This is a genomic window from Bradyrhizobium sp. WBAH42, from assembly GCF_024585265.1.
GTDB lineage: Bacteria > Pseudomonadota > Alphaproteobacteria > Rhizobiales > Xanthobacteraceae > Bradyrhizobium.
The window spans coordinates 6850965-6877205 of record NZ_CP036533.1; the positions used below are offsets into that span (position 1 = coordinate 6850965).

Here is a 26241-nt window from a genome sequence, read left to right on the forward strand (position 1 = left end):
CTCTAGTTTAGAGTTTTGACGACCGTCTGATCGGCACTCGCGGCCGGGACGACGACGGGGGCCCTGAGTTCAGGCGCGATGATGTGGCCATACGGTCCCTTCACCTCGCCTCCGGAGTTGACGTAGTCATGGTAACGCTTGCGGACTTCCATCTGGCCATTGAGGAAGAAATCAACGTCATTGGCCGGAAGGCGGGAGTCGAGCGGCGACGCCAGTTGCTGACCGGGTGCGGCCGGCGCGACCAGGCGTGGCGTCACGATGATGACGAGATCGGTTTCCTCTTGCTGGTACGACTTGCTGCTGAACAGGGCTCCAAGCACGGGCACCGAGCCGATCCAGGGCAATTGCGAAACGTCCTGACGGTTGCGGGTTTGCAGCAGGCCGGCGATCGCAAAGCTCTGGCCGTCGCGCAGCTCGACCGTGGTGCGCGCGTCGCGGCGGGTCAATGCTGGAACAGTCGTCCCCTGGATCGTCACTGCATTGGTGAAATCAAGCTCGCTGACCGACGGCTCGACGCGAAGATTGATCACACCGCGCGATAGCACGGTTGGCACGAAAGCCAGTTCGACGCCGAACTTCTTGTAGTCGATCGTGATGGTCGGAAAGCCGTTCGTCGTCTGGGTCGGTATGGGCACTGGAAACTCACCGCCAGCCAGGAAGCGGGCGGCATCGCCGGAAAGCGTGGTCAAGTTTGGCTCGGCCAGTCGGCGGGCCAATCCCTTGGTTTCCAGCGCGGAGATCAACAAATCCACCGAGCCGCCATTGCTGGTTCGAATGAGACTGGTCAACAGACTTCCGAACGGTGCCGGCGCGACCCCCCCTGCAGTCCCGGCAAGCGTCCCCAGAGTTCCGAGGATCGGAAGACTACCCGTCGGCGGAGCGCCGACAGCTCCTCCCCCGGCACCGAGAGGACCGTTGGCGGTATTGATTCCACCAATCGGTGCTCGACCGGCGCGTGTCACACCGCCCAGCCCGCTGTTGCCAACGTTCGTCCCATTGGCATTCGCCGCATAGAGATTGACGCCCAAGTTGCGTCCAGCCTCCCGGCTCACCTCAAGAAAGCGCACCTCGAGCATCACCTGTTGCGGCGCCGCGACGCTCATCGCGTTAACGACGACGCCCCCTTTCGCGACCGTACTGGTGGCGATCGCCATGGCCCGCTCGGCGGTAACGGCATCGGCTGCGGTCCCGCTAAGCACGACCTGTCCCTCGGAAGCCGACACGCGAATACCGTGGCCACCGGTGCTGGTCCGGATGTTCTGCTGTAGATTTCCGGTATCGATCACGACCTCGACGTCGAGGATCCCGATCTGCTTCATCGATGAATCAAATAGTATGACGTTTGTTGTGCCGGTCTGCTTGCCCTGCACGTAAATGAGGTGATCGCTGAGCGATTTCACGTCCACAATATCAGGCGAGCCGGCCACGATGGTTGCGAAAGCAGTATCGACCTTGAAGGTGCGTGACTTGTTGACGACGAGCTTGACCCGCTGGACGTCGTTCATTTCGCTGACGAAGACGCCGCCGGAGGACCCCCGCCGGTCTGCAGCCGTCGCGCGGTCAGGGGTCGCAAAGGAGGCGAGCGCCGCACCAAGACCCATCACGCCAAAGGCGAGAAGCCTCCCTGCAGCCCTACCCGAAACGCGATCACCACCCATTCGAGTCCCCCCACTGTAATCCGCGGCCATCCCCGCAAATCTACGTGCTCGATGCCCTCAACAATTCTCCTCCGCGTACCACGTCGCAGAGCTTACGATCTGTCCCACTACAATTCGTTACTACGTGCTTCCAAGATCATCGTCCTTCATGCAGGCAGCTTGCAAGACGAGATACTTACCGCACAGCCGCAAGCAGAAAGAAAACCCTGCAATGTTGCCAGCGCGCATCATTCTCTCTGGTTGTGGGGAACTATCCCGCGGCGCGACCGCTCTGGGCACGCGCTCCGGTCGTCGCTTTGCGATCGAAGGACGGTCGGTCGCACGCTTGGCGATTCGCTTGGCCGGGTAATTCCGCATCCGCGCGTTTGGCCCGCATGCCGCGGCCACGAGGCACTGCCGGGGGAAACATGTCAGACTTGCTGCCATATTTGCGCTAGAAGGGAATCTGGTTGGAGGCGCTCGGCGCATTGAGCGCTGTGCCCCATATGGGCATCAGCATCGTAAAGTTTGCCTGGGAAGCTGTAACACTCAGGCTGTTGCTGTTGGCCCCAACGGTCAGCGTTGGCGTCAGACCTCCGAAAAACAAGAAGGGGGCAGCGTTCTGCTTGGCGGCGGTGGACAGGGGATCCCCGGTGCAGCCGGCCGGCGACTGCGGCGGGCTTTGAAGCAAGGCAGGCGTATAGCAGCTGATCATGACCGCACGGGCGCCAGCACTCGCGAGCGTCCGCAAGGATTGCATCGTGATGGCATAACGTCCGAGATCGAAGATGACGAATATCAACGTGAAAAACGCCACGGACACCATGATGAATTCAAACGGCGCCATACCGCGATTGTCGAGCTTTCTCATTACTGCACCAAAGCGACAACTTGGGTGTAAATAATCGTGGCCGGAGCACAGCCTTCCGTGCTGAGATAGCCGCCACCGCTCATGTCGATGGTTTTGGCGATCACTTGTGAACAGGTCGTATTGGTGCTGGAAGTCGTTCCGGCCCAGCTAACGTCGACCTTGGGAAAGTAGATTGCCCCGCCCAGGCTAACCAGACCGCCACCGTTGATGGTGACCTTGTTGCTGGTCTTGCTCGGAGCCTGATCGTCGATCAGGACGCCATCTAGATCGGAGGAGAACGTGTTAGTGGCAGGTGCGGAAAGATCAGCCGTACCCCCGTTGATGGTAAGCTGCGAGTCTCCGAGCAAGACGAGGGTTACGCCTACGCCTTTCAGTTGTCCGCCAGTCATCTTTATATTTGCTTTGTAGAAGAAGTATGTTCCCGGGTCCAAAACGTACTTGTCGCCGTTCTGCACCGTGAAACTGCCGTAAGCCCCAGTCCCGGCGCTATTTGGCGCGCAATGCTTCCAGCCATCCGCCTGAAGGGTGCATGGCATATTTGTATTGCCCGTCCTGCTGTTGAACGATGCGGTGTCCAGTTTGCTGAGCGGATTGCTAGCGTACGTCATGAAATAGTTGTGCGGCACGCTAAGACCGCTGCAGGTGCCTGACGGGGTGCAGCCACTTACACCATAGACCGCCCATCCCGAGCCGGTGAAAGATGGAGTGCTGGCGAGTTGGACACTCGTATCCGACATCAGCGCGCAGCCAGTTCCGTTGTTGCTGAGATTGCCAGCCAGCTTGAGTGCGCCTGAATCAGGTCCAAGCGCGAGGACGCACGCCTTGGTCGGCTGCTGGACCAGTGCAATGGCTTGGGCGGGGATGTTGACGGTGGTCAAACCCAGCACTGCCGCCAAGTACGCCGGTTGTTGCTGGCTGACCCTGGCGCGAACGGCGTTGCCGGTGCCTGCAGGTGGTGTTGTGAACGTGCCCGCACTGTAGTCGCCGATATCGATCTGCACGGCCCGCGAGATTCCGGTCGGTAGGGTTGTCGGACAGTTTCTGCCCGGATAGCCGGTAGCGTCGTTGGGACTCGAGTTGCAAAATCCGTTCTGTGCCGCGAATTCCTTGCCGCGATAATCCACTGATTGCGTGTCGCAGTCCGCACCCGCCATTATACATGAAAGCCGCAATGCGCCCGAATAGGCGGCCGAGTCGGCCGCGTTCTGCGCATGCTGGCGGGTGACGTACCACGATCCGGCCTCCGCCCCGAGTGCGACGACTCCGATGAGAGGCACGAGAGCGATGACTGTTGCGAATGCGATGGAGCCACGTTGGGAACGGAGTAGACTACGCATGGAAGCCCCCTACTGGAACCGTTCTGAGTAAGGCAGCGTGTAGGTACAAGTGGTGGGACACAGCACCCCTCTCCACACAATTGGAGCCAAGGTGATGGTTGTCGAGAATGTAATGTACTTGGGAGACTCCAGATTGCCTGGCGAACAGGTGGCCCCTGCGTCTCCGCACAAAACCTGAAGGTTGCTGATCGCATGACCGGCGACTGTCGTCTGTAGCCCTGTCTTCCAGCTCACCGTGCCGTCAGGGGCGAGCGGATTAGCGTACTGCACATACTGCCCGAAGGAGCGCAATGCGCTCCATGCGGAGATAAACTGGAAGCCTGCAGCAGCCAAGTCGGCGAGCGGCATGAGCAGGAACGCCACCAAAACCGGGTAGACGATCAATGTCTCAAACGCGACGGCCCCGCGTTGATCCACGATGAACGACTTCTTGTGGCTCATGAGCCTACCTCGACCGCAGTCGTCGACCGGAACGGCACTCACCAAACATAGGGGATCACCCTCCAGCGCGAGGCTTCGTAACTCGAATATTCAGGGCAGTTGCGCCGAAGCAGGTCCTCTTCGTAATGAATTCGGCAAATCTGGACGCCGATATGCAGGACGAGCAGGATAGCGGTCAGCAGCGACGGGTTTTTCAGCACCACACCCAATACCGCGATTTCTTCCGCAAGGTAGAGCGGGTGCTTGATCCACCGATACGGACCCGTTTGCACCACGTTGCGCGCCTGTGGCACCAAGCTGAACGACCTGCCAAGATGCCTGATGGTGACCAGCATCATGATCATGCCGATCAACACGCAAGCGGTGGATGCGAGGTTTGGGAGCGCCTGGTCGGTCTTGCCGAAGAGCGCGATCGACCATGGCATGTAAGTGCCGACGAACGCCGCTATTCTCGGGCGAAGACCTTCCGCCTGCGCCTTTGCCGGCGGCCGCGTGATGGTCAACAGAGCCAGCAGTACGTAGAAGATCGCAAGGCACACACTCGACAGGAGCGAGGGCCAGGGATCATCGGGCGACGAGCCAATCTTGAAGGCGACGCCAAGTGCCAGCAACATGAACCACATGCCGCCGAACAGCTGCATCGTCCGATCGTAAGAGGAGGCTTTCGACAGGACAACGGTGCTCATGGCTATTTACCGAAGCTGGCAAATGAACGTACGAGATGCAGAATGGGACTTCCTCCCAAAATGACGAACATGGCTGGAAGCAGGAACAGCACCATGGGAATGGTCAGCTTGGCGCCCAGCTTGTGTGCTCTTTCTTCGAGCTTGGTAATACGTTCCCGCCGCAGGTCGACGGCGATGCTCCGCAGCGCCTGGCCAATCGGCGTCCCGTATTGCAGGCTTTGGGCGAGCATAGTCCCGAATCGGCGCAGCCCATCCGACGTAGCTCCCAGCTTCTCGAATGCCTCGCTGCGGCTAGGCAGTATCCGCAGATCATCAAGAAGATTCCTCAAAACCCCGGCCATGGAGGGATTGGTCTCATTCATTTCCTGCGCAACGCGTGCCAGCCCGCTCTCCAGGCCCATTCCCGCTTCGCTGCACACAACCAGCAAATCGATCATATCCGGCGTGCCCAGACGAATGGCCGCATCAAACCGCCGCTTCAGCATCGCCAGTATCAACCGCGGTCCCACGATTCCGACCGCCACGCCCATCAGTGTGAAGACAAGCACGTCCAGCAGCGGCTTCCCCAAGAGCTGAGCGACCCCTCCGGCAATGATCGGGCATAAGAACATGCTGACGGCCTTGACACCGATCCAGGTCGGCAGGGCTCGACGGTGATTGAAACCGGATGATTGAAGAATCGCTCGCAGTTGATCCAGATTTTCCTCTGCGTAGAAGCGGCGGTACCGCATCCCAAGCGACGAAAACCAACCGGTCATGTCTTGGAAGGGCGCTGACCGTCCAGCAACGCCCATCACGGCGTTCGAGACCCGCACGTCCAACGCGCGAATGTGCATTTCGCGGATGATCAACACGCAGCTCGCAGCACCAGCTGCCAATGCGAGAGCCACCAGACCAAGACCGAGCGTCATAGTGCCGTTTCCCGTCTGACCATCCAACTTATCACCAAGGCCCCGACAAGCACCGAGACCACTGCGTAAGCCAGCAGCTTGTTTCCAACGGGATCAGTGAACAACAGGTCGACCGTTTGCGGATTGGCCGCGTATAGCACCCCGCCCCCAAGCAAGGGCGAGATCGTCAGCGCCCGCGAGGAAAAGATCACCTCTCCTGCCAGCGCCTTGGCCCGAGCAGCCAGTGCAACACGTTGCCTCACGGTGTCTCCCAGGTTCTGTAAGGTCTCCGCAAGGCTACCACCCGACTTCAACTGAACTGCAAGGGTCACCGCGAACATCGCATATTCCGCCACCTGCGTTCGCCGATAGACACTTTGGACGGCGTCCTCCGGAGGTCTTCCAAGGTTCACCTCGCTGCATACGATGGCAAACTGCCCAGCTGTTGGTTGCGGCATGTCGCGCGCGAGGGCGCGAAAAGCTTCGTGCACAGGCAGACCCGATCGAACGGTGCTCGTCACGAGCTGGATCGCATCAGGCAGCTGTCGAAAGAGCTGCCTGGCGAAGCGACGTTGCTGCCATCCGAAGAGGCCTCGCACGACGACGATGGCGGCAATTGCCGCCGCGACCGACACGTAAAGAATGGAGAATCCCAGCAGGCGATTGGTGTAAAGGATTGCTGCTGCTGCGATGGCACCGGCAAGCAGCACATAGATTGGATGCCAGGCGTAAGGAATCTCGCGATTGTAATTGGCCACGCGATGGAGCAACAGCGACGAAGACCCCGCCTCCAACCGGCGAATGGATGGTAGGTTGACTGGATGGGAAGCTGGCAGAGCAACCGCCAGCCGGCGATTGATGCGTCGCTCCCGAGCATCGAGCCACAGCGAAATGGCTGCCGCGCACATCGCGAGCGCCAGAAAGGACGCGATTACGGACTCCGGCATCATATCTGCCTCATTGCCTCGGCCCACGCTCCATCCAGCCCGTAATAGACAAGACGGCTCTTGAATTTCGGAGTTGCAAGGTTGCACCTATAGGTGCCCGATAGACGACCCTGCTCATCCTCCTCCTTGTATTCGAAGGCTGCGATGTCATTGGTGGTGATCACCTCCCCTTCGAGGCCGATGACCTCACTGATCTGAACGATACGACGTTGCCCGTCCCGCATGCGTTCGACCTGCACAATGAGATCGAGCGCAGCGACGATCTGCGCTCGAATGGCTCGCGACGGTAGATTGACTTGTCCCATCTGCACCATGTTTTCGATGCGGGTCAGGGCGTCCCGGGTACTATTGGCGTGGACCGTGGAGATCGAACCGTCATGGCCGGTGTTCATCGCCTGGAGCATGTCGAAAGCTTCCGCGCTGCGGACTTCGCCGACCACGATTCGGTCGGGACGCATGCGCAGGGCGTTCACCAGCAGATCGCGTTGCGTCACCTGCCCTGTGCCCTCCAGACTGGGAGGCCGGGTCTCCAGGCTGATCACGTGCGGCTGCTGAAGCTGCAACTCTGCCGCATCCTCGATCGTTACGATGCGTTCGCTGTGATCGATGAATTGACTCATCGCGTTCAGGAGCGTCGTCTTGCCGGATCCGGTACCGCCGGAGACCAGAACATTGAGCCGAGACCGGGCGGCGATCTCCAGCAGTTTTCCGATGGCCGCGGTCATTGAGCCATTTTCGATCAATCCAGCAATGTCCAAACGCCGGGTTGGAAACTTCCTGATGGAGATGCACGGACTATGGATCGCCAGCGGCGGGAGAATGATGTTGACGCGGCTGCCATCCAGCAGGCGGCAGTCCACCATCGGGCTGGATTCGTCGACGCGCCGGCCAACCTGCGCGGCAATCTTCTGAGCGACGGAGGCGATATGATCATTGTCGCGGAATCGCACTGCGATTCGTTCCAGCCTGCCGCTTCGTTCCACGTAGACGTTGCTCGGACCGTTCACCATGATATCGTTGATCGATTGATCGAGCAGCAGCGGACGAAGCGGCCCGTAGCCCGTCATGTCGTCGGCAATCTCGTCCGCAAGCTGAAGCTGCTCGCGCCCCGACAGCTCGAGCCGCTCCTGGTTGGCAATTTGATGGATGATTTCCTCGATCTGCCGCCGAAGAACTTCGCGCGAGACAGTTGCGGCCACCGCTGGCTCGATCTGCTCGATGACCCGTTCACGCAACGAAGCCGGTATCACCGGGTGGTGGATCGGGGGTTCGTCGCGCCTCGGCGCGGATGCGGGCACGTTTGACACGAGTGGAGGCGCGCTCGGCGCGGATGCAGCAACGTTGGGCATCGACAGAGGCAAGCCTGCCGCAGGACCAGGCAGCCCGGTCCCCAACGCAGCTGCAAAAACGGACGCCTCTTCCTCACGCCGACCGAACTTTTTCATCCCAGATGTGCTGTGAGCACCCTCCTCCACCAGCTCTTCCGCTCGGCGCCGACACCACTGATCTCCCGTACAATCGGTGCCAGGTGACGTCGCAACTTCCTGACGTGCTTCAGAGCTGGAATTCCGAGATTGACCGCCTCGGTCATCCCCTTGCCGAGATCGGGAACGACGATGTCCGGCTCGGCGCCCATCGCCTTGACAACTGCCGCCCTGGGAAGTCCACCGGGACGACCGGCCCGGTTGAGCAAGGTAAAGACCCGATCTTTGCCGGCGATGTTGATGACGGCGGTGCGCAGTGCGTGGGCGTTGCGAAGTCCGGTCACCTCGGCTTCGAGCAGCACCATCACGTGACGGGAAAGCGTAATCACCGGATAGATCGATGGCGGGAACGGGACGGGCACATCGACAACGATGTAGTTGAATCGTTGACGGAGCAGACCCAGCACGTGTCGTACGCCGGCTTCCGTGATTTCGAGCTGCGCATCGAGATCCTCGTCGGCCGAGACCAGACAGACCCGCTCGTTGACTTCGATTGCTGCCCGCTCGAGGAACAGCGTGTCCGCCCGCATCGGATTCTCCAGGGCGATGCGCAGCCCCGGCCCGGGACGGACACCCAACATCACGGCGGCTTCGCCGCCCTGCAGATGAAGGTCAAGCAGCGCCACCTTGGCCTTGGTGGTCTCGGCAAGCTGCAGCGCCAGATTGATCGCGATGCTCGTGGCACCGGCGCCGCCCTGTGCTCCGCAGATCGAGACCACGTGCCCACCACGATCGATCTGGTTGGCCGCCGTATCGCCCAGCAGCTTGGGGCGCAGCTGGTCCAGCACCAAATCGCGCGTGAGCGGCCGCGGCAGATACTCGGCCAGGCCGAGCTCCAGAAGCTCACGGTAGAAGGTGATCTCCCTGTTCTCGCCAATCACAGCTACACGGACATCGGGCGGACAGAGGCCGGCCAGCCTTTCCAGTTCAGTGAAGGGATCATCGATGCCGCTGATGTCTGTTACCAGCGCGAACAGGTCTGTGTCGGATTCCAGCATCCGTATCGCATTGCGGATCGTGCCGCGCCTGATCGAGAGGTTGGCGCCTTCGAGGCCCTTGCGCAAAGCCGCGGCGCTGATCTCGTCGTTTACGAAACAGACGATGCGGTTACGCGTGACGATCGATGTCGATTCTTCGGGCGGAGCGGCTATGGCAATGTTCATCAACGTTTCTCCGAAAACCTGTTGGCATAAGCTTCGGCCGTTGCGGTCTGGTGCACAACTTCCGAGGCCCCCTCGCAGCTGACGAGAGCGTCCTCGTCTTGCTTTCTGACCGTATATTGCTTGGTCTCGCCGCCCGAATGAATGACGACTGCCGTTCTCTGACGTGCGATCGCGTACTGACGAGCAAGTTCCGGGGACACATCACAGCTTGACATCGCGCCAGTGTCGGCCTTGTCCCATTGATCGACTGCTGCACGTACGGCCAGAGACAGTGTTCCGAGCTGCTTTGCGACGGTGACTTTCTTGACCTGCTCCTGCGCAAGCTCCAGGGACACGGTTTGCGTTTGCTTGCCTGCCATTCCGCCAATTGGTCGTGCACCCTGCACGATCTCCTGGTCGATCGCGATCACTCGAACGTTGCGCAGAACGGTCTCGCTGAGGGCTCGACGTGCGGTGTCGACCTTCTCGAATACCTGGGTCAATACGACATCCACATGATCACCCGGCCTGATCAGGCCGGAGACGCCCGCCTCCTCGTCAACCTTGATGCTGATGGCACGGCTGTCCGGTGCCAGGACGCTGGCCAGGAAGCCTCGATCCCGCGGACGCAGAATGTCCTGCAACGTCACGGGACTGCCTGCTTCAACGAACCTGCGGATCAGAGAACCGGGAAGTCCGGCCTTGGACTCGGGCGTTTCAAGGATCGCGCCCTGAGGAATGCGCTCCGGTGGCACCGATCGCACCGTGAAATCTTCTTCGCGAGCCAAAGTTCCCTTCGGCAAGGAACGCGCCGCGACGAAGTATCCGGCGGTCGTCGCCGGTGCCGGTGCCGGGGCCGTCTCCGTGACTTGCACCGGGGCCGGAGCGGGCGCCTTCGGCAGGTTCATGTTATAGGCAATAAGCCCGAACGCCGTGGTTGCGAGCAGAAGCACCATGATGATCGACAGACGCAACGCGGATGACATCTCACAATCCTTTGCTCAAAATCGTCCAGATACCCCCGCACGCTATTGCAACTCCGTAGGGCAGCGGGGCGTGTCGCAAATGACGCCAACGTTCGATCGCGTAGACCCGGCGCGGGAGTGACGATCTGGCGGGTGCCAGTTTGGGATGAGGCAGGTGGCGCATCATCAGATGCACCAGGGCAAGAACGCCGCCGGCCAGCGCAGTTATGGTCAGGAGCTGAATCTGGCCGGTCACTGGAAACCCGATCGCCAGCGCAGTCAGCAATTTGACATCGCCGCCGCCAATCCCTCCGCGCGCGTAGAGGACGAACAGCAGCAGGAAGAGAATCGCGGCCGATATCAGCGACTCGGCAACTTGCATGGGATTGGGCAATTGACTGGCGATCCCGAGCGCCGCCAGCGCCAGACACATTTCGTTTCGGATCAGGCGCGTCGCGACGTCGATCGTTGCGACGTAGAGCAACAACAGGATTTCCAGTATCGAGGCGACGTATGAAACCCAAGTCATGAAAATGCATGCCTCAAAGAGGTGGAAGGCACACTAGGAACGCAGGAAGGAACATTCGAGAGGGGGACACATTCCGATGCCCCCCTCTGGTGTCAAATGGCCGCTTCAGCCAGCGATCGCGGTGGCGAAGGCGGTGGTGATAGCGGTGATCCCGGTCGTCAGGGCGGCCCCGATTTGGCCACCAGCTCCACCGCCGAACACGGCACCTACTGCGCCAACGATGCAAACCGCGACGATGATGTATTCGAATGACACCACGCCGTCCTGGTCCGTCCGCAGACGCTTCAACGCTTCCTTGGTCTCGATGAAATGATGCAACATAGGAGGAAACCCTTCTTTCAAGATGAATTTACAGACAGCTCGGCAACTTCAGCGGCTGCGGATTTATTTCCGGCCCCGCCAGCGGTAAACTATCCATTAAATATTTATTATCGTCAACATTTAATGTATTAATGTCTGATTTGAATAACCATCGCAAAACGAGCCCGTCACGACCATCCAGGAGACGACAAAAACGTCGTAATACAAAGACGATAGCTAACCTAACAATCGAATCCCGGGCAGAGCACTGGCTGGTGTCGGCAAAGAACCACCGGATTATTACGGATGAGCATCGCTATAATAACATTAATTGACGCTGCGCCCGCTCGGCACGCATGAAGCAACTTTCACGACGTGCGAAAAGTCGCAACTGGCGCGGGATTCGCTCAAGCCCAGCGAGATGCCGGCTACTCAGAAACGGCGGGATGCACCAGGGCAGTCGGCAAGGCGTTAGGATATCCAGGCGAACCAGGTACCGACTTTGCAGTCGGCACCCTTAGCCATTTCCCCGCTACGCGTCAGACGAGATCCGCGTGGTAGCTGATAAGCGTTCCCATGTTCTTATCTGCCTCAGCCTGGAAGCTCGCGGGATCGTACTGGCCCAGCAAGCTGATATTGGCGGTATGAACGCCGTCAGTCACCGAAAGGATTCCGCCAGTGCCGGCCTGATTTGCGACATAACTTGTAGTCGTGCCGTCCCCGAATGCGACGTCGAGCAGATCCAGCTGGTCATCTTCGTTGAACCCGGACACGACGCCGCTGAAGTCGAAGGAGTCATGGAGCACGATTGTCCCGGTGGCCGCGGCATCAAGCGCAACATGCGCAGATGAAGCTGCTCCGAATTCGATCGTAGCCACGCCATCCATCAGGGCGGTGCCGCTGCCGCTTACGGTGCCATTGAGAGTGATGTTGGCGCCATGCGCCCACAGCAGCCCCGAATTGTCCACGTTGCTGTCGATGACCAGACCGCCGCTGCCGCTGGCAGCAATCGTTCCGGAATTGACGATGATGTTGCTACCGGTGTCAATCTCGAGCGCGTTGGTGCCCGTGGCGTTGATTGTACCTTGGTTGACAAGGCGCAATGTCCCCTCGCCAAGCTGTCCGGCTCCCGAAATGGTGTTATCGATGTTGGTCAGCGTGACGTCGGAAACAGCTCCACTGATAGTATTCTCGCTATTGTCGGACAACAGCACCTGACCGCCACCTTCAAGCAGAATGCCGTGCCCGACAAGTTGGAGGTCGGTCTCCGCGCCGGTCGCGTTCAACGAGATCGTGCCCGTATTGTGGATGTTACCGGACCAAGGCAGCATTGCGCCGTTGCCGATCATCATTGTGGCGGCGTTGTCGACTGTGGGCTCAAAGTCGAACACGAAGTCGTCCGCTGCGAGCGAGGCGGCATCGATGCCATTCAAGGTGATCGTTTGACCATCGGCCAGCGTAATGACGGCATCACCGTCATCGTCGCTAGACAGTTGCGTCTGGACGTCGGCGAACGTCTTGAAGCCGGCGTAGCCGATCAGATCGATCTGATCATGCGCAATGTCGAAATTATAGATGACGTCGTGGCCGATCGGCCGAGAGAATACAAGTAGATCGCTGCCACCTGACGCTGTGAGATAGTCATCGCCGGAAATGGCGATGATGGGGGAGCCCGTTGCAAAAGCTTCAACATTGTCGGCGAATGTCTCGATGACAGCCGAGCCGTCCGGCTGCATCCAAGTCACGGTCACGTCGAGGTGCAAAGCTCCGACGAAACTGATTGGCGATGTCACCATTAGCGAGCTGACGTCGGTCGTCTCGATCGTCCACTTGCCATCGCCGAGCAGCGTCCCACCATTCAGCGTCCAGCCGGCGGGCATGCTGGCGACAGTGACCGTGGCGAGTTGCCCCTCGTTGGCCGGCGAGTTGGTCAGACCCAGATTGATGGGCTGCCCCGATACGCCCGCAGGAGCAAGCGCCGTTCCAAACGCAAAGTCCGCCGCGCTGAAGGTACCGGTTATGCTGGCCAGAGTGGTCAGATTGTCCAAATCTGCGACGAGTATCGCGCCGCCGGCCACGCTCGGATTGGGATCGTAGTAGACCTGCGCGTGGCCGACTGTCGAATTGTGGAATACGAACAGGGCTCCTGTCGTGATATTCGAGTAACCGTTGATCGTTGATTGAACTGTCGCTGTCGTCACGGATGCGTCTGTTTTGATGCCGACTTCGGTGTTGGCGAGATTTATCGCAGCGTTGTTGCCCGTTCTGACGTTTTCAACACTTGTATCGACATCACCAATGACGAAACGCCCGGCGGTTACCGTGAATTCGAGCTTGTCCCCTGAGGTGCTGAAGTCGGTGATGTGGTCACCGGCGTCGGTGACACGGAGATAGGCGAATGTATCGTTTCCACCACCACCAGTCAGCGCATCTGCGCCACCACCACCCACGATCCGATCCGCACCAGTACCTGCGCCACCGTTGATCGTGTCGTTACTGGAACCGCCCTTGAGGGTATCATCACCGCCGTTTCCCGAACTGCCCATGATGACAAACGATCCAGACGTGACTGCGCTGGCGTCTACGACCAGGTCGCCGTTACCAGTGATGCCAGATCCATCGATTGTGAGCGTTCCTCCGTTTTGGAATGTCGAAAGGAACGTCAAGGCGTCAGTGTGATTTCCGTTGTTGCTGTCACTCAGACTTATTGTCTCGAAATTTGTCAGCCCAATGCTTCCAGCACCATCGCCGAAGGTGAATGGCCCCAAACCGCCGCCACTGACTGCGAGAGTGTCCGTACCGCCTCCCCCAGTCAGCATGTCACCGTTGTTTAGCGTTAGGGGAGATTGCGTGCCGGTCACAGTATTGGTGCCCGATGCATAGATGACCGTATCGGTGCCGGTCGTGAGAGCGAAGGGGCTGGGGCTCGTGACCGAAATGGTCACGGTATCGACATCGGTCAATGCACCACCCGCTCCGGTGTGGCCATTGTCGCTCGTTGTCATCGTCAGAGTGCTCGTTCCGGCAAAGTTCGGTGTCGGAACGTAGCTGACCGTCGAGGCCAGGGTGGAATTGATCGCGCTGACTGTTCCGGTCAGCGTCACCGTGGACGTTCCGCTGCCGCTGATCCCTGCGGCACCTCCCGAAACGGTCAAGGTGCCGTCGGTTACGGACAACGTGATCGTTTCAGTGGCGCCGTCCGAGTCGGCATCGAAGATGCTAAGTCCAGTGATCGCCTTTGTCGTGTTGACGTTTGTCGTCTGTGCTCCCGGAACCGTATTCACCGGCGCGTCGTTGACCGGGATGACGGTGACTGTCGAGGTCACGATATTGCTGGCGTGGCTGACCGTCTGGCCGTCGTCAACCTGGTAGCTGATGGTGCGGGTCGCGCCCGACGGATTGTCACCGGAGTTCGAATATGTCACGGAGCGGAGAGCCGCCTGGTAGTTCGCCACACTCGACGAACCCGTCAGGGTCAGCACCCCGGTGCTGGCGTTATAGCTGCCGGTGATGCCGTTCTGATCGGTAAAACCGAGCACATCCTGGCCGGAGGCGAAGTTGCCGGTGATCGAGACCGTCGCGCCGGTCAGATTTGTGCTGTCAACATCCGACACGATCAGCGCGGTATCGATCGCGGTCGCCGCCTGCCCCTCGGTATAGGACAGTGAACCGCCATTGGCATTCAGCACCGGCGCATCGTTGCTGCCGGTGATGGTCACCGTCACCGTGCCGGTGGCGGTGCCGTCCTGGCTGGTAACCGTGAACTGGTCCTGCACTTGCTGGCCGGCGGTGAGTTCATCGTGCGCGCCGTTACCGCTGTAGCTCCAGGCGCCATTGGCATCGACCGCGAAGTCGCCGTAGGTGCCGTGGACGTTGCTCTGCGCCACGACATGGGCTTCGCCCGTATCGGGGTCGGTGATGTTGAGCTGGCCGCTGGTGTTGAGCGCAGCTGCGGTGTCGCCCTCGGTGACCGCCTTCGAATCCGAGCTGACGGTCGCGGCGTCGTTGGTCCCGGTGATGGTCACCGTCACGATGCCGCTCGCGGTGCCGTCCTGGCTTGTTACCGTGAATTGGTCCTGCACCTGCTGGCCGGCGGTGAGCTCATCGTGGGCGCCGTTGCCGGTATAGCTCCAGGCGCCGTTGGCATCGATGGTGAAGTCACCATAGGTGCCGTGGACCTTCGATTGCGCCACGACATGGGCTTCGCCCGTATCCGGATCGCTGATGTTGAGCTGGCCGCTGGTGTTGAGCGCAGCTGCGGTGTCGCCCTCGGTGACCGCCTTCGAATCCGAGCTCACGGCCGCGGTGTCGTTGGTCCCGGTGATGGTGATCGTGACGATGCCGCTCGCGGTGCCGTCCTGGCTGGTGACCGTGAACTGGTCCTGCACCTGCTGGCCGGCGGTGAGCTCATCGTGCGCGCCGTTGCCGGTATAGCTCCAGGTCCCGTTGGCATCGATGCTGAAGTCGCCGTAGGTCCCGTGGACGTTCGATTGCGCCACGACATGGGCTTCGCCGGTGTCGGGGTCGGTGATGGTGAGCTGGCCGCTGGTGTTGAGCGCGGAGGCGGTATCGCCCTCGGTGACGGATTTCGAGTCCGAAGAGACCGTGGCAGTGTCGTTGGTGCCGGTGATGGTCACCGTCACCGTGCCGCTCGCGGTGCCGTCCTGGCTGGTGACCGTGAACTGGTCCTGCACCTGCTGGCCGGCGGTGAGCTCATTGTGCGCACCGTTGCCGGTATAGCTCCAGGCGCCATTGGCATCGACCGCGAAGTCGCCGTAGGTGCCGTGGACGTTGCTCTGCGCCACGACATGGGCTTCGCCGGTGTCGGGATCCACAATCGTCAACTGACCGGAGGCGTTCAATGCGGCGGCAGTGTCACCTTCCGTGACGGACTTCGAGTCCGACGAGACGGTGGCCGCGTCGTTGGCGCCGGTGATGGTCACCGTCACGGTACCGCTCGCGGTGCCGTCCTGGCTGGTGACCGTGAATTGGTCCTGGACCTGCTGGCCGGCGGTGAGCTCGTTATGGGCGCCATTGCCGGTGTAGCTCCAGGCGCCGTTGGCATCGATCGTGAAGTCGCCGTAGGTCCCGGGAACATTGCTCTGCGCTACGACATGGGCCTGACATAGGAGCCGCCTTCCTGCCTGGCATCAAGCATGGCTTCATGCATGGCATCTGCCATAGCCCACCTCCAAAAAAACAGGTCATACCAGGCTGTATCGCAGCTCATTCGCGCGATGCCCAGGTGGGGGGCTCATGCCGATTACGATCGATAAACAGTCTCCCTTTGACTGGAAGAACGAGCAATCCGCCAGATGCGTCTTCGTGATCGTGACTTGGCTCAGCTTAGCAAAGCGAAAGGAAGCGGAAGGAAGGAAGCATTCATTGATAGTTGACCCCTGCAATTCTGCGCCATCGAATACAGCATCACTCGCGTCGCACTGATAAAGGAGGAGCCCGCTGAGCATCGCGTTGTCAAAGCGTGTTCTTTTCATACTTCAACCATGAAACAGGCTGCCGGTTGCATCAATTACATTGCGCAGACTGGCGTCATCGAAGTTGCAGACCTGCGCTGCCATGGCGTGCATATAGGCAAAATCAAGCTTGGCGCCAAGGAAACTTGCCCGCTCTAGCCCCGGACAGATAAGGTTCGCCTGAGAAAGGTCTGCACGGTCCAACTTTGCTCCGTACAGCTGCGCGCGATTGAGGGTACAGCGCCGCATCGGGAAATCTGAGAGGTCGTGACCGCTAAAGTTCTCGGAGGATAGCTGCAAACTAATCCCGGTCCTTTTGATCGCCTCCTCGGTTCGCCTGTCGACAGCAGCCACTGCGCGCAGCCTATCGGCAGCTCGGCTCCAGTACCGAACGAACTCGCCATCTGATGAAAGCTCGTTCTTCGGATCTGAGCAATGCTCCGCCCCTTCATTCACGGTGCACTCGCTATCAGCGCCGATCCTATGCGACATGCCGAGGGTTCCGTATTGCCGGATTTCGGAGGTCCTTTTATTGACCTCTTTGTGCTGGGCGTGCACCCACGCTATGCGCTTTGCGGTGAACTCGTCTGCGAATTGGCGACACGATGCGCCGATGAGGCTCCTGTTGCCTGTTCTTCGCAGCCGACGCTTGAACACGTCAGCCGCATCCTAGTCATGCGTCCCCACCGCTACTCGGCGCGATTGTTCACCAAGCCCGCCAACCTCGATAACGATCTGTCCGTTGACAGTGCCGATATATCTGACAGTGCGATTTATTTCGTCAGCTCTGGGAAACTCCACATCACTCTCCATCAGACCGAATGCGCAAAATTCTAGGTCTTCTTTTTCAGAATGGACCCGCGGCTTGCGGGCGGAAAAGTGATCCTTCATCAACGGCTGCACTCAACCCGCCATCACCTTATCGGTAGCAACGACCGTGCCAGCCTCGTCAGTCGAAATTAGCGAACTGAACAGGGCGTCATGAATTCAAAATTGACGCCGAATGTTTCGAATCTGACAAACACGGTCTTTGTCGGGAACCGCACCGTGGCTAGGCTATCGTGAAAGCGAAGATTCCGAGCTCGTTTGCAGGAGAGCAAGAGCCGCACTCCTTGCGGGCAGGCAATTGATGGCTTGCAACTCCACAGGTGCGGATCGTCAGCCTCTTGCTTAGCGTATATTCGAACTCGGCCGGGCCTGCTTCGCGCGCCGGCCGGTCCCCTGCTTTAACCCGTGATCCACAGATTGTCCTTTCCGAGCGATGAGCGAGGGCGCAATCGCGACCAAATCGCGGGCAAACGCGGCTGCCCCCGCGATCGGCGACAGACAATTTTGGAGAAAGGAAGTCGAATTCGAAGGCATTCACGCGATGCCTTCTTCGAGGATCGTAGCTGAATGACCACTCCGTCCAACACGCACTAGGCGCGGCATGGCCGCGATAAGGCTCTTGGTATAATCCGACTGTGGATTACGAAAAATCTCTTCAGTGGTGCCACTATCGACGATTCTCCCCCGGCGCATAACTATGACGCGGTCGCTGATATGACGAACAACACTGAGATCATGCGAGATGAAGAGATAACTTACGCCGAGGCGGTCCTTCAAATAGCCGAGCAGGTCCAAAACCTGCGCCTGGATTGAGACATCGAGCGCCGAAACGGGTTCATCGCAGACGATAACGGCAGGATTTGGTGCAATCGCGCGGGCTATCGCAACGCGCTGGCGCTGGCCGCCCGAGAGATCGAGCGGCCGTCGGTCCAGCAAGGCCTCGGATAGTCCGACCATATCGAGCAGCTCAATAACGCGCTCCTGCCGCTGCCGTTTCTCGACGTCGCCCGAAAGACTATCGGATAGGATGCGTCCGGCCGTCCATCGTGGATCAAACGAGCCAAGAGGATCTTGGTAGATGATCGATATTGCCCGCCGCCGAGCCCGCCGTTCGCGTTCCGCGAGCGTGCTCCAAGGCCGGCCTGCAAACTGAACGACTCCATCGTCAGGCTTATCCAGTGCCATGACCATGCGCGCCATCGTCGATTTTCCTGATCCGGACTCACCGACGATGCCCAAAGTCTCTCCGAATCGCAGTTCGAAGGAGACGCCGTCCACAGCCGCCCGTGAAGTGCCATCCGGGCCCTCAAAGCGCTTAACCAGACCTGTCGCTTCGAGCAGGATGGAACGAGCTGGCGGCAACGATTGCACGGGGGGCTGTGTTTGCCGGCCAGGCAAGCGCAGAATAGTCGATGGTGAGAGACGTGAGCCGCGCGGCCGGCCTGATGGCACAGCGTCCAGCAGCTGACGAGTATAGGGGTGTCGCGGATCTTTGAATATCTGGACGGCGGGGCCGCGTTCGACGACCTCGCCTCCTCGCATGACGAGGATCTCATCCGCCACGCGGGAGACCACAGCCAGATCGTGACTGATCAGGATCAGCGCCTTGCCCCTGGCTTTGGTTTCCTGGAGGAGTGCCAGCACATGAGCCTGCGCCATCACGTCGAGCGCGGTAGTCGGCTCGTCGGCGATGAGGACGCGTGGATCGAGTGCAAGAGCCGCCGCGATGAGAGCTCGCTGACGCTGACCGCCGGATAATTGATGCGGCAGCTGCTCGGCCTTCGTCTCCGGCTCAGGGACACCGACGAGCTTAAGGAGAGCAATGACCCGCTGCGCGAGCTCGTCGCGGGATGATACCGCATTGTGGAGGAGTAAGCCTTCACCAACCTCTTTGCCGATCGGCCGAAGTGGATCAAGCGAGACGAGTGCATCCTGTAATACGAAGCCAATCTTGTTGCCGCGGATGCGCCGCCAGGCACGATCGTTCAGGCCGATCAGGTCCGTCCCCTCGAAGCTCAGCTGGCGTGCATGAACATTGGCGTGGCGACCAGCAAGGCCTATGAGAGCCCGCGCACTTACGCTCTTGCCCGAGCCGGATTCACCGACAATCGCAAGACATTGTCCCGGCCGCAGGGAGAAGGATATACTGCGCACAGCCGCTTTCTGGGCGATGCCGCGCCCGAAAGAAACACGCAGCGAATCGGCTGTGAGGAGGTCTGCCTGCTGCAAGAGAGGCTGGGGGCCGCCCTGGGACATTCACGTTTTTCCTTCCAGACGGTCCTGTAGATGGCGCCCGACAATGGTGACGCTGAGAGCAAACGCCGTCACCGCCAAACCGGGTATGATCTCCAGCCACCAGGCGTAGATCACATAGTTGCGCCCGGCATTGAGCAGCGCGCCCCATTCAGGGGCCGGGGGAGCGACGCCCAGGCCTAGAAAAGCAAGACCCGAGGCCCATATAATCGCCTGGCCTACGCCGATCGTCATCATTGCCGTCAGCGGGCTCATGGCGTTCGGAAGAATATGCCTCCAGACAATACGGGGAAATGGATGACCCAGCACCTTGGCGGCCTCCACATACCCTGTCCCTTTGATGGCAAGCATCTGGCCCCTGATCATGCGCGCATAGCCTGGCGCTGTGCCGATTCCGACAGCTATGACCTCAGTCACTACCGACGGGCCAAAAACGGTCACGAACACAAGGGCGAGCAAGAGCGTGGGAATCGCGAAGAGCACGTCGACAATCCGGCTAAGAATGCTGTCGACTACGCCACCAGAAAGCGCTGCGGCGACGCCGAAAACGATGGCAATGGACATGCTCAGCGCCGTTGCGCCAAGTCCGATGGCGAGGGATTGGCCCGTTCCCTCGACTATTCGAGAGTAAAGATCTCGCCCCAATTGATCAGTTCCCAACCAATGAATGATCGACGGAGACTGCAATGACGATCTCAAATCAATAGCGAGCGGATCGTGCGTCTGCAGTACCTTTGGGGCCATAGCCGCGAAGGCAAAGAGGCCAATTATGATAAGAGAGACGGTAACCCGGAAGGGAACATGGCGCGTGATTGCCAGGACTTCTTTGAGCGAACGAGATATGGTGACTTCGGCGAACATGCTCATGTCAGCTTGATCCTCGGATCGACCAGCCGGTAAGTCAGATCGACGATCAAATTGGCAAGAACGAATACGCCCGCAGAGATCAAAACAGCTCCCGAGACAATCGGAACGTCTCTCGAGGACGTTGCAGCGACGAGGACTCCACCTAGGCCTTGACGAGCGAAAACCACCTCGATCAAAATCGCGCCCGAAAGGAGTTTGCCGAGCGCCCAGCCTGACAAAGTAATCCCGGGCAATGCGGCGTGGCGGAGGACATGGCGAAGCCTGACGCCAAAATCACTCATACCTCTGGCCCGCGCGGACGTGACGAATGGCTGCTCGAGCACGCGCGTGAACTCGTTCTGAACGACTTGTCCGAAAAAGCCCGAGAGTTCAAGAGCCAACGCAAGTGTCGGCAGAATGAGCCCGACCGGAGAATTTCCACCGATGACCGGAAGAATGCGCAGCTTTACCGCAAAAACAACCAGCAAAATTGTGGCCAGCCAGTAAGGCAGCACTGTTGCCAAAAAGACTCGCGTGTCATTGAGCAGCTTCGACCATATGTTGTCTCTGCCGGCGATGAACAAGGTTGTCAGGATGGCGATAATCCATGCGATCAGCAGCGCGGCGACCGCCAGAATAATCGTAGGCCCAATCTGCTCCGTGATGATCCCTGCGACAGGCCGATGCTGCTGGTAGGATTCACCAAGATCTCCATGTAGGATTCCCAGTATGTATTTTCCGTATTGAACCACGAGCGGTTGATCAAAGGCGTATTTCGCATTGATCGCCGCGAGTTCTGCCGAGGATGCCGGTCCGACGTTGCCACTTGTCACATTAATGATGATCTGGGCGCGATCGCCAGGCAGCACACACTGAATTAAGAACGCAAACGTTGCGGCAGCCCACACCACCACCACGCCGGACAATATCCGGCGCGTGAACCAAACACTGGGATGATGGGTTGCTATCTTCATGGCATCATTTCTTGTCGTCAAAATGCGCATCATAGAAGACAGGTTCGCCAACTGACCCACGGTCCAGCCAAACGTCTTTCAGGGCCGGCTTGGTCGCCAAAGTTACGTCCAGCACAGTAAGGCCAATAACGGGTGCCTCATCCACGATCTTCCGTTCCGCCTGCTGATAAAGGGCGGTACGTTCAGCTCCATTGAAATTCTGTTCCGCCCTTTGAATGATGTCCCAAAGCATCAAATCCTGGTAGCGTGAGGGATTGAAGCGATTGGGCTCGCCATTCTGATCGGGCTTCCACGAGATCCGGAATATCTCAGCGCCGGGGGCAACCCAATAGAGGAGAACGACCTCATAATCATCGGGTCCGAGGTTTTTCCCGGCGAAGAAGTCAGCCGGATTGGTGGGTTGAAGACGTACGTCAAAACCGGCCGCCTTCGCCTGCTGCTGGACAACTTGCAAGGCTTGCTCGCCATCCGGCTTCAGAAAGGCGTACGAATAGGAAATGCGCACGATCAGCGGACGACCGTTCTTGACGCGAATGCCGTTAGGATTTCTCTCAGTCCAACCAGCCTGATCAAGCAGCTGATTGGCTTTGCGAATATCGTACCCATAGGACTGCCCGAGTTCAGGCAGGTATTCCGGCGAGCTCTGACTTAGCGCACCGTTGCCTTCGAACGGTAAAGAGCCGAGGAAGGATGTGCCGACCGCGGCCTTTCGGTCAGTAGAATAGGCAAAGGCCTTGCGGACGAGCACGTCGTCAAATGGGGGCCGGGCCGTATACAAAGCGAGGCGCAGAGGGGTGCCCCCGGTCAGGTGCCGCAATACTGGAAGGCGGGAGTTGGCGTCCTTCCATGCGACAGCCGGAATGTCGTATATGGCATCGGTCTCGCCCGCGATCAGCGAACCGTATCGGACAGTCTGATCTGGCAGAAACTTCCAACTAATCCCGTCAACGTAAGCCGGCCCTTGATGTTTTGCGGTGGCCGGCGCCGAATTGTAGTCGGGATTGCGGCGGAAGGTGACTTCTCGCCCATGGTGCCACTTGTCGACAATGAATGGACCTGAACCGACGGGGTTCTCGCAATTGACCGCAAGTCCACGTTTGAGTGCCGATGGCGAGAGAATGCCTTGTGAGGATTGGGCGAAGACGTTCAGCAAGGGCTGGAACGGTACCTTCAATTTTACTTCCAATCTCAGAGGAGCAATCGCCCTTGCCGATTCGAAGCTCTCGCCGAGATAAGGAGCAGCAGTCGGATTGCGAAGATCGGGGTTATTGCTGAGCCATCCGTTGATATTGTCAGCGATGGCGTGCGCATCGAGGGCGGTCCCGTCAGTGAACTTTACATTCGGCTTTATCTCGAATGTGTACACCTTTTTGTCGTCGGAGATGGTCCAAGACTCGGCCAGCCATGGCAAGATCTTGCCGTCCTCGTTGCGCGCAACCAGATTATCGCTGTACTGGCGTTGCAGATACCATTGCTGCACCCATCCTCCGAACAGGCAGGCAGGCTCTTGAAAATGCCCGTAACGAATAACGCCTCCTCGCTTGACGCTGCCGGCTAAGCCTTCCTGCGCATGAACGCTGGGTGCCAATTGGGACAGGCCCAAGAGCATGACAAGGGTAGCCGCTACTGTTCTTGCTTGACGGTTGGACTTGCCAGTGAAGCGCCTCGCTGACCGCGCATTGGCTAAATGCATATCCAGGCTCCAGAGATTTGGTGTTGAGGAAGCGTCAGAGCGGTGAGCTCGCTGTGGCTCGTGCCGGCTCGAACGGAGTAGAGATGCCGAAATGCTCTCGCAGTGTCTGTCCCAGATATTCTTTGCGAAACAGCCCGCGCTTCTGCAGGATGGGAACCACATTGTCGACAAACGCTGAAGTGCCATCGGTGAGAACATCCGGAATGATGTTGAAACCATCGACCGCGCCGGCGCGGAACCATGCCTCAATCGACTCCGCGATCTGCTCGGGTGTACCCACAAGCAAGCGGTGGCCAAAAGCTTGAACGCTGCTGATGATCTCGCGAACCGTCCGACCTTGACGCGCCAGAGCTTCAATCGTGCGATGGTGACCGACAGAAAACGGAACATGATCTGCATCAGGCAGAACCTCCTCCGGGATTGGCCTTTCGAGGCTGAGCTTTTCGACCGCCACACCCATGCTTCTTGCAAGCGCGCCAGTGGCGCGCTCCAGATCGAGCAGCCCATCAAGCTTTTCTTTGCGACGAGCCGCTTCTTTCTCGGTGCTCCCGATACAGGTGACAAGGCCCGGCAGGATGAGCGGACCCGCAGAGCGGCCGAATTGCCGAGAGAGCGCACGCAGGCGCTCTGCCTCCCGCAGAGCCGTCGTCAAGTCCCCGGCGGCCGCAAACACGACATCTGCACTGCGGGCACCAAGCCGTAGTCCGGGATCCGAACCGCCCGCCTGAACGATGACTGGGTGACCTTGGGGCGAAGCGGGATGCGTCAGTGGGCCTCGGATGCCGAAACTATTGGTATCGGGATCGAGCAGGCGGAATTGACTCTGATCTGCGTAAACTCCCGCAGCCTGATCGGCGATGACCACCTCGCCGCTCCAGCTCAGCCAGAGAGCACGGACCGTTTCAACGAAGTCCTCGGCCCGTCTGTAGCGATCCGCTCGCCCGACTTCTCGACCGCCAAAGTTTGCTACCGTCGCCGGGCTCGACGTCGTGACTGCGTTCCAGGCAACGCGGCCACGGCTGATGACATCCAGCGACTGGAAACGCCGAGCGAGATTGTATGGCTCATTGTAGGTCGTCGACGCTGTCGCGATCAAGCCAATCCGCTGCGTTTCGCGTGCAATCACCGCAAGAACGAGGGTAGGTTCGAGCCCATTCAGCGGTGGCTGGTGCGTAATGTCGAAACTTATCGCGGGAGTATCGGCGAGGAATACAGCATCCAGCAGACCACGCTCCGCAACCTTCGCAGCCCGGACGTAGTGCTCGATATCGAAAAAGGCGCTTGGATTTGTACCTGGCCAGCGCCACGCGGCGGAATGGCCACCAGCGCCATGAAGATTTAGGCCGAGATGAAGCATGGAGTTAACCGAAGACATCACAACCCCTAATGCGGCGGCCTCTTAGCCACTTGGTGGGCCTTGAGGACAAGTCAATGTCAGCGACCGCCCTGCCCTTTCGCGCAAGCTCACGCTGAATGTGCGCCGGGCAGCCGATTTGAGGCAGCGATAACAAACCGTCGGCTGATGTTAGAGAACTATCACCGAAGAAAAATTCGGCTGCGTGCTGTGATGTTCTGCGCGCGGGCGCAGCCCGCAAGAGCTTCGACCACGGCGGTTGCCGATTGACGCCGTCGTGACAGCCAGTTCCAGCGGCTATTTGATCCCACACGAGTACACTCACATCGGCGCTCCAGAATTCATCAACGAGCCAGCTCTTTCTCAGCAAGGTGTTCTGATGCCCATTCGCGATCGGAACGTTTGGACTCGCGATCGGGCGAGCAAGGATCGACTAGAGGATCTTTAGAGGTCGAGACCATACAAACGCAATAGTTGAGTATTTCAATCTACTATCGTCTGTTGGCATCCCCTTCTATTGCCACGTCTATCTGTTCATCGCTTAGCCCAAATGGTCTCGGATCAGGCTCCTCGAACATGCGCTGCGTGATTGTAGCGACTTTAATTGGCAGCGCCGGCTCAAAGCGAAGGACATGAATTGATGCGCTCGAGAACACACCACAGATTTCGCGAGACATTGTTGATCAACCGCATACTGCCCCGTTGCAAAGCGACATCCGATCAATAAGGCCGCGCCAAGCCAACCATCCAATAATGCGATGAAACATTCTAGATTATAGATGCCTCGTTAAGGCAATGCTTGGGCGCTGAGCTTTGTTCTGCACCACCGTGGCGCCTGCTGCATTCGAAGATCCTCCGGATCTTCGCTTGATTGTCCTGCAGGCGCTGCATGTTCTCGCTTTTTCTAACGGCATGATGACCGACCGCGACACGACTTTGCAAGAATGCCCGTCCTCGAGGCCTCCCTCATGAGAGCGCCGCGCTATGTGCACGGGACTCAGTTACTTTTGAAGACAAACGCCTTGGAGCGTAAAACATCGGGAGCATCACCGTTCACGAAATCACTCAGTTGGGTATCGGACTGCGTCACTTACCGGCAGATGGGGTCGGGCGCGCCTTCGTGATGAATCGCAGGCTATCAGCTTCATCAATGCCATTTCGAACCGTCTGGCTAGCCTCGAGGTCTGCGGCCACCTCCAGCGAGAAAGATCACGGACGACACGCTGCGCGCCAGCATGGTGGACGAACGCAGGCCCGGCGTTCTGACCTAAGTCACCGCCGTCCCGCCATTAGCAACAGAAATGAAACTCCCCGAGCGCCAAGAGCCGCTTCCTTCGGCTATCCGGGCTGGTCGGTTTGGATCGACCCAGGAAGACTTATGATTGCCCTAGGACTTTTTGTTCAGCTGCGCCTGCAGGTCACACCAAAGGCTTGCGCGGGCGATATGCTTGTAAGGCGCGACCGACGTTGTCGGTGCATTGTGTGGCGCATCGGCTGCAAGCGTCAACGCCCCGTTTTTCTTTTCCGAACCGAGGCACCCGTGCGCCAGTTCTTGCCGCCGCGGAGTCTATGCACCCGAATCGTTTGTGG

The 26241-nt window shown here is 59.1% G+C and carries 21 protein-coding genes and 1 pseudogene; 1 reads left to right on the forward strand and 21 read right to left on the reverse strand.

Annotated features, from left to right (window positions below):
• Positions 1-2: 2 nt before the first annotated feature.
• From DCG74_RS32445 to DCG74_RS32520, 16 genes and pseudogenes are all read right to left on the reverse strand, one after another.
• Entirely contained in the window at positions 3-1658 is a 1656-nt protein-coding gene (locus tag DCG74_RS32445; RefSeq protein ID WP_172785648.1) for a type II and III secretion system protein family protein, read from the reverse strand.
• Positions 1659-2091: 433 nt separating this feature from the next.
• A complete protein-coding gene (locus tag DCG74_RS32450; RefSeq protein ID WP_172785649.1) occupies positions 2092-2508 on the reverse strand; it encodes a TadE family protein in 417 nt (138 codons plus the stop codon).
• Positions 2508-3845, reverse strand: a complete 1338-nt coding sequence (locus DCG74_RS32455) for a pilus assembly protein TadG-related protein (protein ID WP_172785650.1) — start codon at positions 3843-3845, stop codon at positions 2508-2510. Before DCG74_RS32455 ends, DCG74_RS32450 begins: the two co-directional genes overlap by 1 nt.
• Before the next feature lie 9 nt (positions 3846-3854).
• Positions 3855-4286 (reverse strand): hypothetical protein, encoded by a 432-nt coding sequence (locus tag DCG74_RS32460; RefSeq protein WP_104464028.1) that lies wholly within the window; start codon positions 4284-4286, stop codon positions 3855-3857.
• Between the two features lie 38 nt (positions 4287-4324).
• Positions 4325-4972, reverse strand: a complete 648-nt coding sequence (locus tag DCG74_RS32465) for an isoprenylcysteine carboxylmethyltransferase family protein (protein WP_172785651.1) — start codon at positions 4970-4972, stop codon at positions 4325-4327.
• Between the two features lie 2 nt (positions 4973-4974).
• Positions 4975-5883, reverse strand: a complete 909-nt coding sequence (locus DCG74_RS32470) for a type II secretion system F family protein (protein WP_172785652.1) — start codon at positions 5881-5883, stop codon at positions 4975-4977.
• On the reverse strand, positions 5880-6812 hold the full coding sequence (locus tag DCG74_RS32475) for a type II secretion system F family protein (protein WP_172785653.1): 933 nt from the start codon (positions 6810-6812) through the stop codon (positions 5880-5882). Before DCG74_RS32475 ends, DCG74_RS32470 begins: the two co-directional genes overlap by 4 nt.
• Complete coding sequence (locus DCG74_RS32480; RefSeq protein WP_172785654.1) at positions 6809-8254, reverse strand: CpaF family protein; 1446 nt, start codon at positions 8252-8254, stop codon at positions 6809-6811. Before DCG74_RS32480 ends, DCG74_RS32475 begins: the two co-directional genes overlap by 4 nt.
• Positions 8251-9456, reverse strand: a complete 1206-nt coding sequence (locus tag DCG74_RS32485; RefSeq protein ID WP_172785655.1) for an AAA family ATPase — start codon at positions 9454-9456, stop codon at positions 8251-8253. Before DCG74_RS32485 ends, DCG74_RS32480 begins: the two co-directional genes overlap by 4 nt.
• Positions 9456-10421, reverse strand: a complete 966-nt coding sequence (gene cpaB, locus DCG74_RS32490) for a Flp pilus assembly protein CpaB (RefSeq protein WP_172785656.1) — start codon at positions 10419-10421, stop codon at positions 9456-9458. Before cpaB ends, DCG74_RS32485 begins: the two co-directional genes overlap by 1 nt.
• A gap of 1 nt (position 10422) precedes the next feature.
• Positions 10423-10929, reverse strand: coding sequence for a prepilin peptidase (locus DCG74_RS32495; protein ID WP_172785657.1), 507 nt, complete (start codon positions 10927-10929; stop codon positions 10423-10425).
• Between the two features lie 105 nt (positions 10930-11034).
• A complete protein-coding gene (locus tag DCG74_RS32500) occupies positions 11035-11250 on the reverse strand; it encodes a hypothetical protein (RefSeq protein ID WP_018318137.1) in 216 nt (71 codons plus the stop codon).
• Between the two features lie 518 nt (positions 11251-11768).
• The gene (locus DCG74_RS32505) at positions 11769-14234 is read right to left on the reverse strand and encodes a hypothetical protein (RefSeq protein ID WP_306558286.1); all 2466 of its coding nucleotides are present in this window, start codon (positions 14232-14234) and stop codon (positions 11769-11771) included.
• Positions 14235-14795: 561 nt separating this feature from the next.
• Positions 14796-16340: pseudogene (locus DCG74_RS32510) on the reverse strand (VCBS domain-containing protein); the annotation flags it as partial.
• Between the two features lie 93 nt (positions 16341-16433).
• The gene (locus DCG74_RS32515) at positions 16434-16724 is read right to left on the reverse strand and encodes a pentapeptide repeat-containing protein (protein ID WP_257187452.1); all 291 of its coding nucleotides are present in this window, start codon (positions 16722-16724) and stop codon (positions 16434-16436) included.
• 3 nt (positions 16725-16727) lie between these two features.
• Positions 16728-17057, reverse strand: a complete 330-nt coding sequence (locus DCG74_RS32520; RefSeq protein ID WP_257187453.1) for a pentapeptide repeat-containing protein — start codon at positions 17055-17057, stop codon at positions 16728-16730.
• An 81-nt stretch (positions 17058-17138) separates the two neighbouring features.
• Here DCG74_RS32520 and DCG74_RS32525 point away from each other — a divergent pair, with 81 nt between their 5' ends.
• The gene (locus tag DCG74_RS32525) at positions 17139-17540 is read left to right on the forward strand and encodes a hypothetical protein (RefSeq protein ID WP_172787686.1); all 402 of its coding nucleotides are present in this window, start codon (positions 17139-17141) and stop codon (positions 17538-17540) included.
• A 525-nt stretch (positions 17541-18065) separates the two neighbouring features.
• Here DCG74_RS32525 and DCG74_RS32530 read toward each other — a convergent pair.
• The 5 genes from DCG74_RS32530 to DCG74_RS32550 are packed head-to-tail and all read right to left on the reverse strand — an operon-like array spanning position 18066 to position 24672.
• Positions 18066-19787: an ABC transporter ATP-binding protein gene (locus DCG74_RS32530; RefSeq protein WP_172787687.1), complete on the reverse strand. Its 1722-nt coding sequence runs from the start codon at positions 19785-19787 to the stop codon at positions 18066-18068.
• Positions 19788-20651 (reverse strand): ABC transporter permease, encoded by an 864-nt coding sequence (locus DCG74_RS32535; protein WP_172787688.1) that lies wholly within the window; start codon positions 20649-20651, stop codon positions 19788-19790.
• Positions 20648-21604: an ABC transporter permease gene (locus tag DCG74_RS32540; protein WP_246708924.1), complete on the reverse strand. Its 957-nt coding sequence runs from the start codon at positions 21602-21604 to the stop codon at positions 20648-20650. The genes DCG74_RS32535 and DCG74_RS32540 overlap by 4 nt, the downstream gene beginning before the upstream one ends.
• 4 nt (positions 21605-21608) lie before the next feature.
• Entirely contained in the window at positions 21609-23297 is a 1689-nt protein-coding gene (locus tag DCG74_RS32545; protein WP_172787690.1) for an ABC transporter substrate-binding protein, read from the reverse strand.
• Positions 23298-23331: 34 nt separating this feature from the next.
• Positions 23332-24672, reverse strand: a complete 1341-nt coding sequence (locus DCG74_RS32550; RefSeq protein ID WP_172787691.1) for an NtaA/DmoA family FMN-dependent monooxygenase — start codon at positions 24670-24672, stop codon at positions 23332-23334.
• Between the last annotated feature and the right edge of the window lie 1569 nt (positions 24673-26241).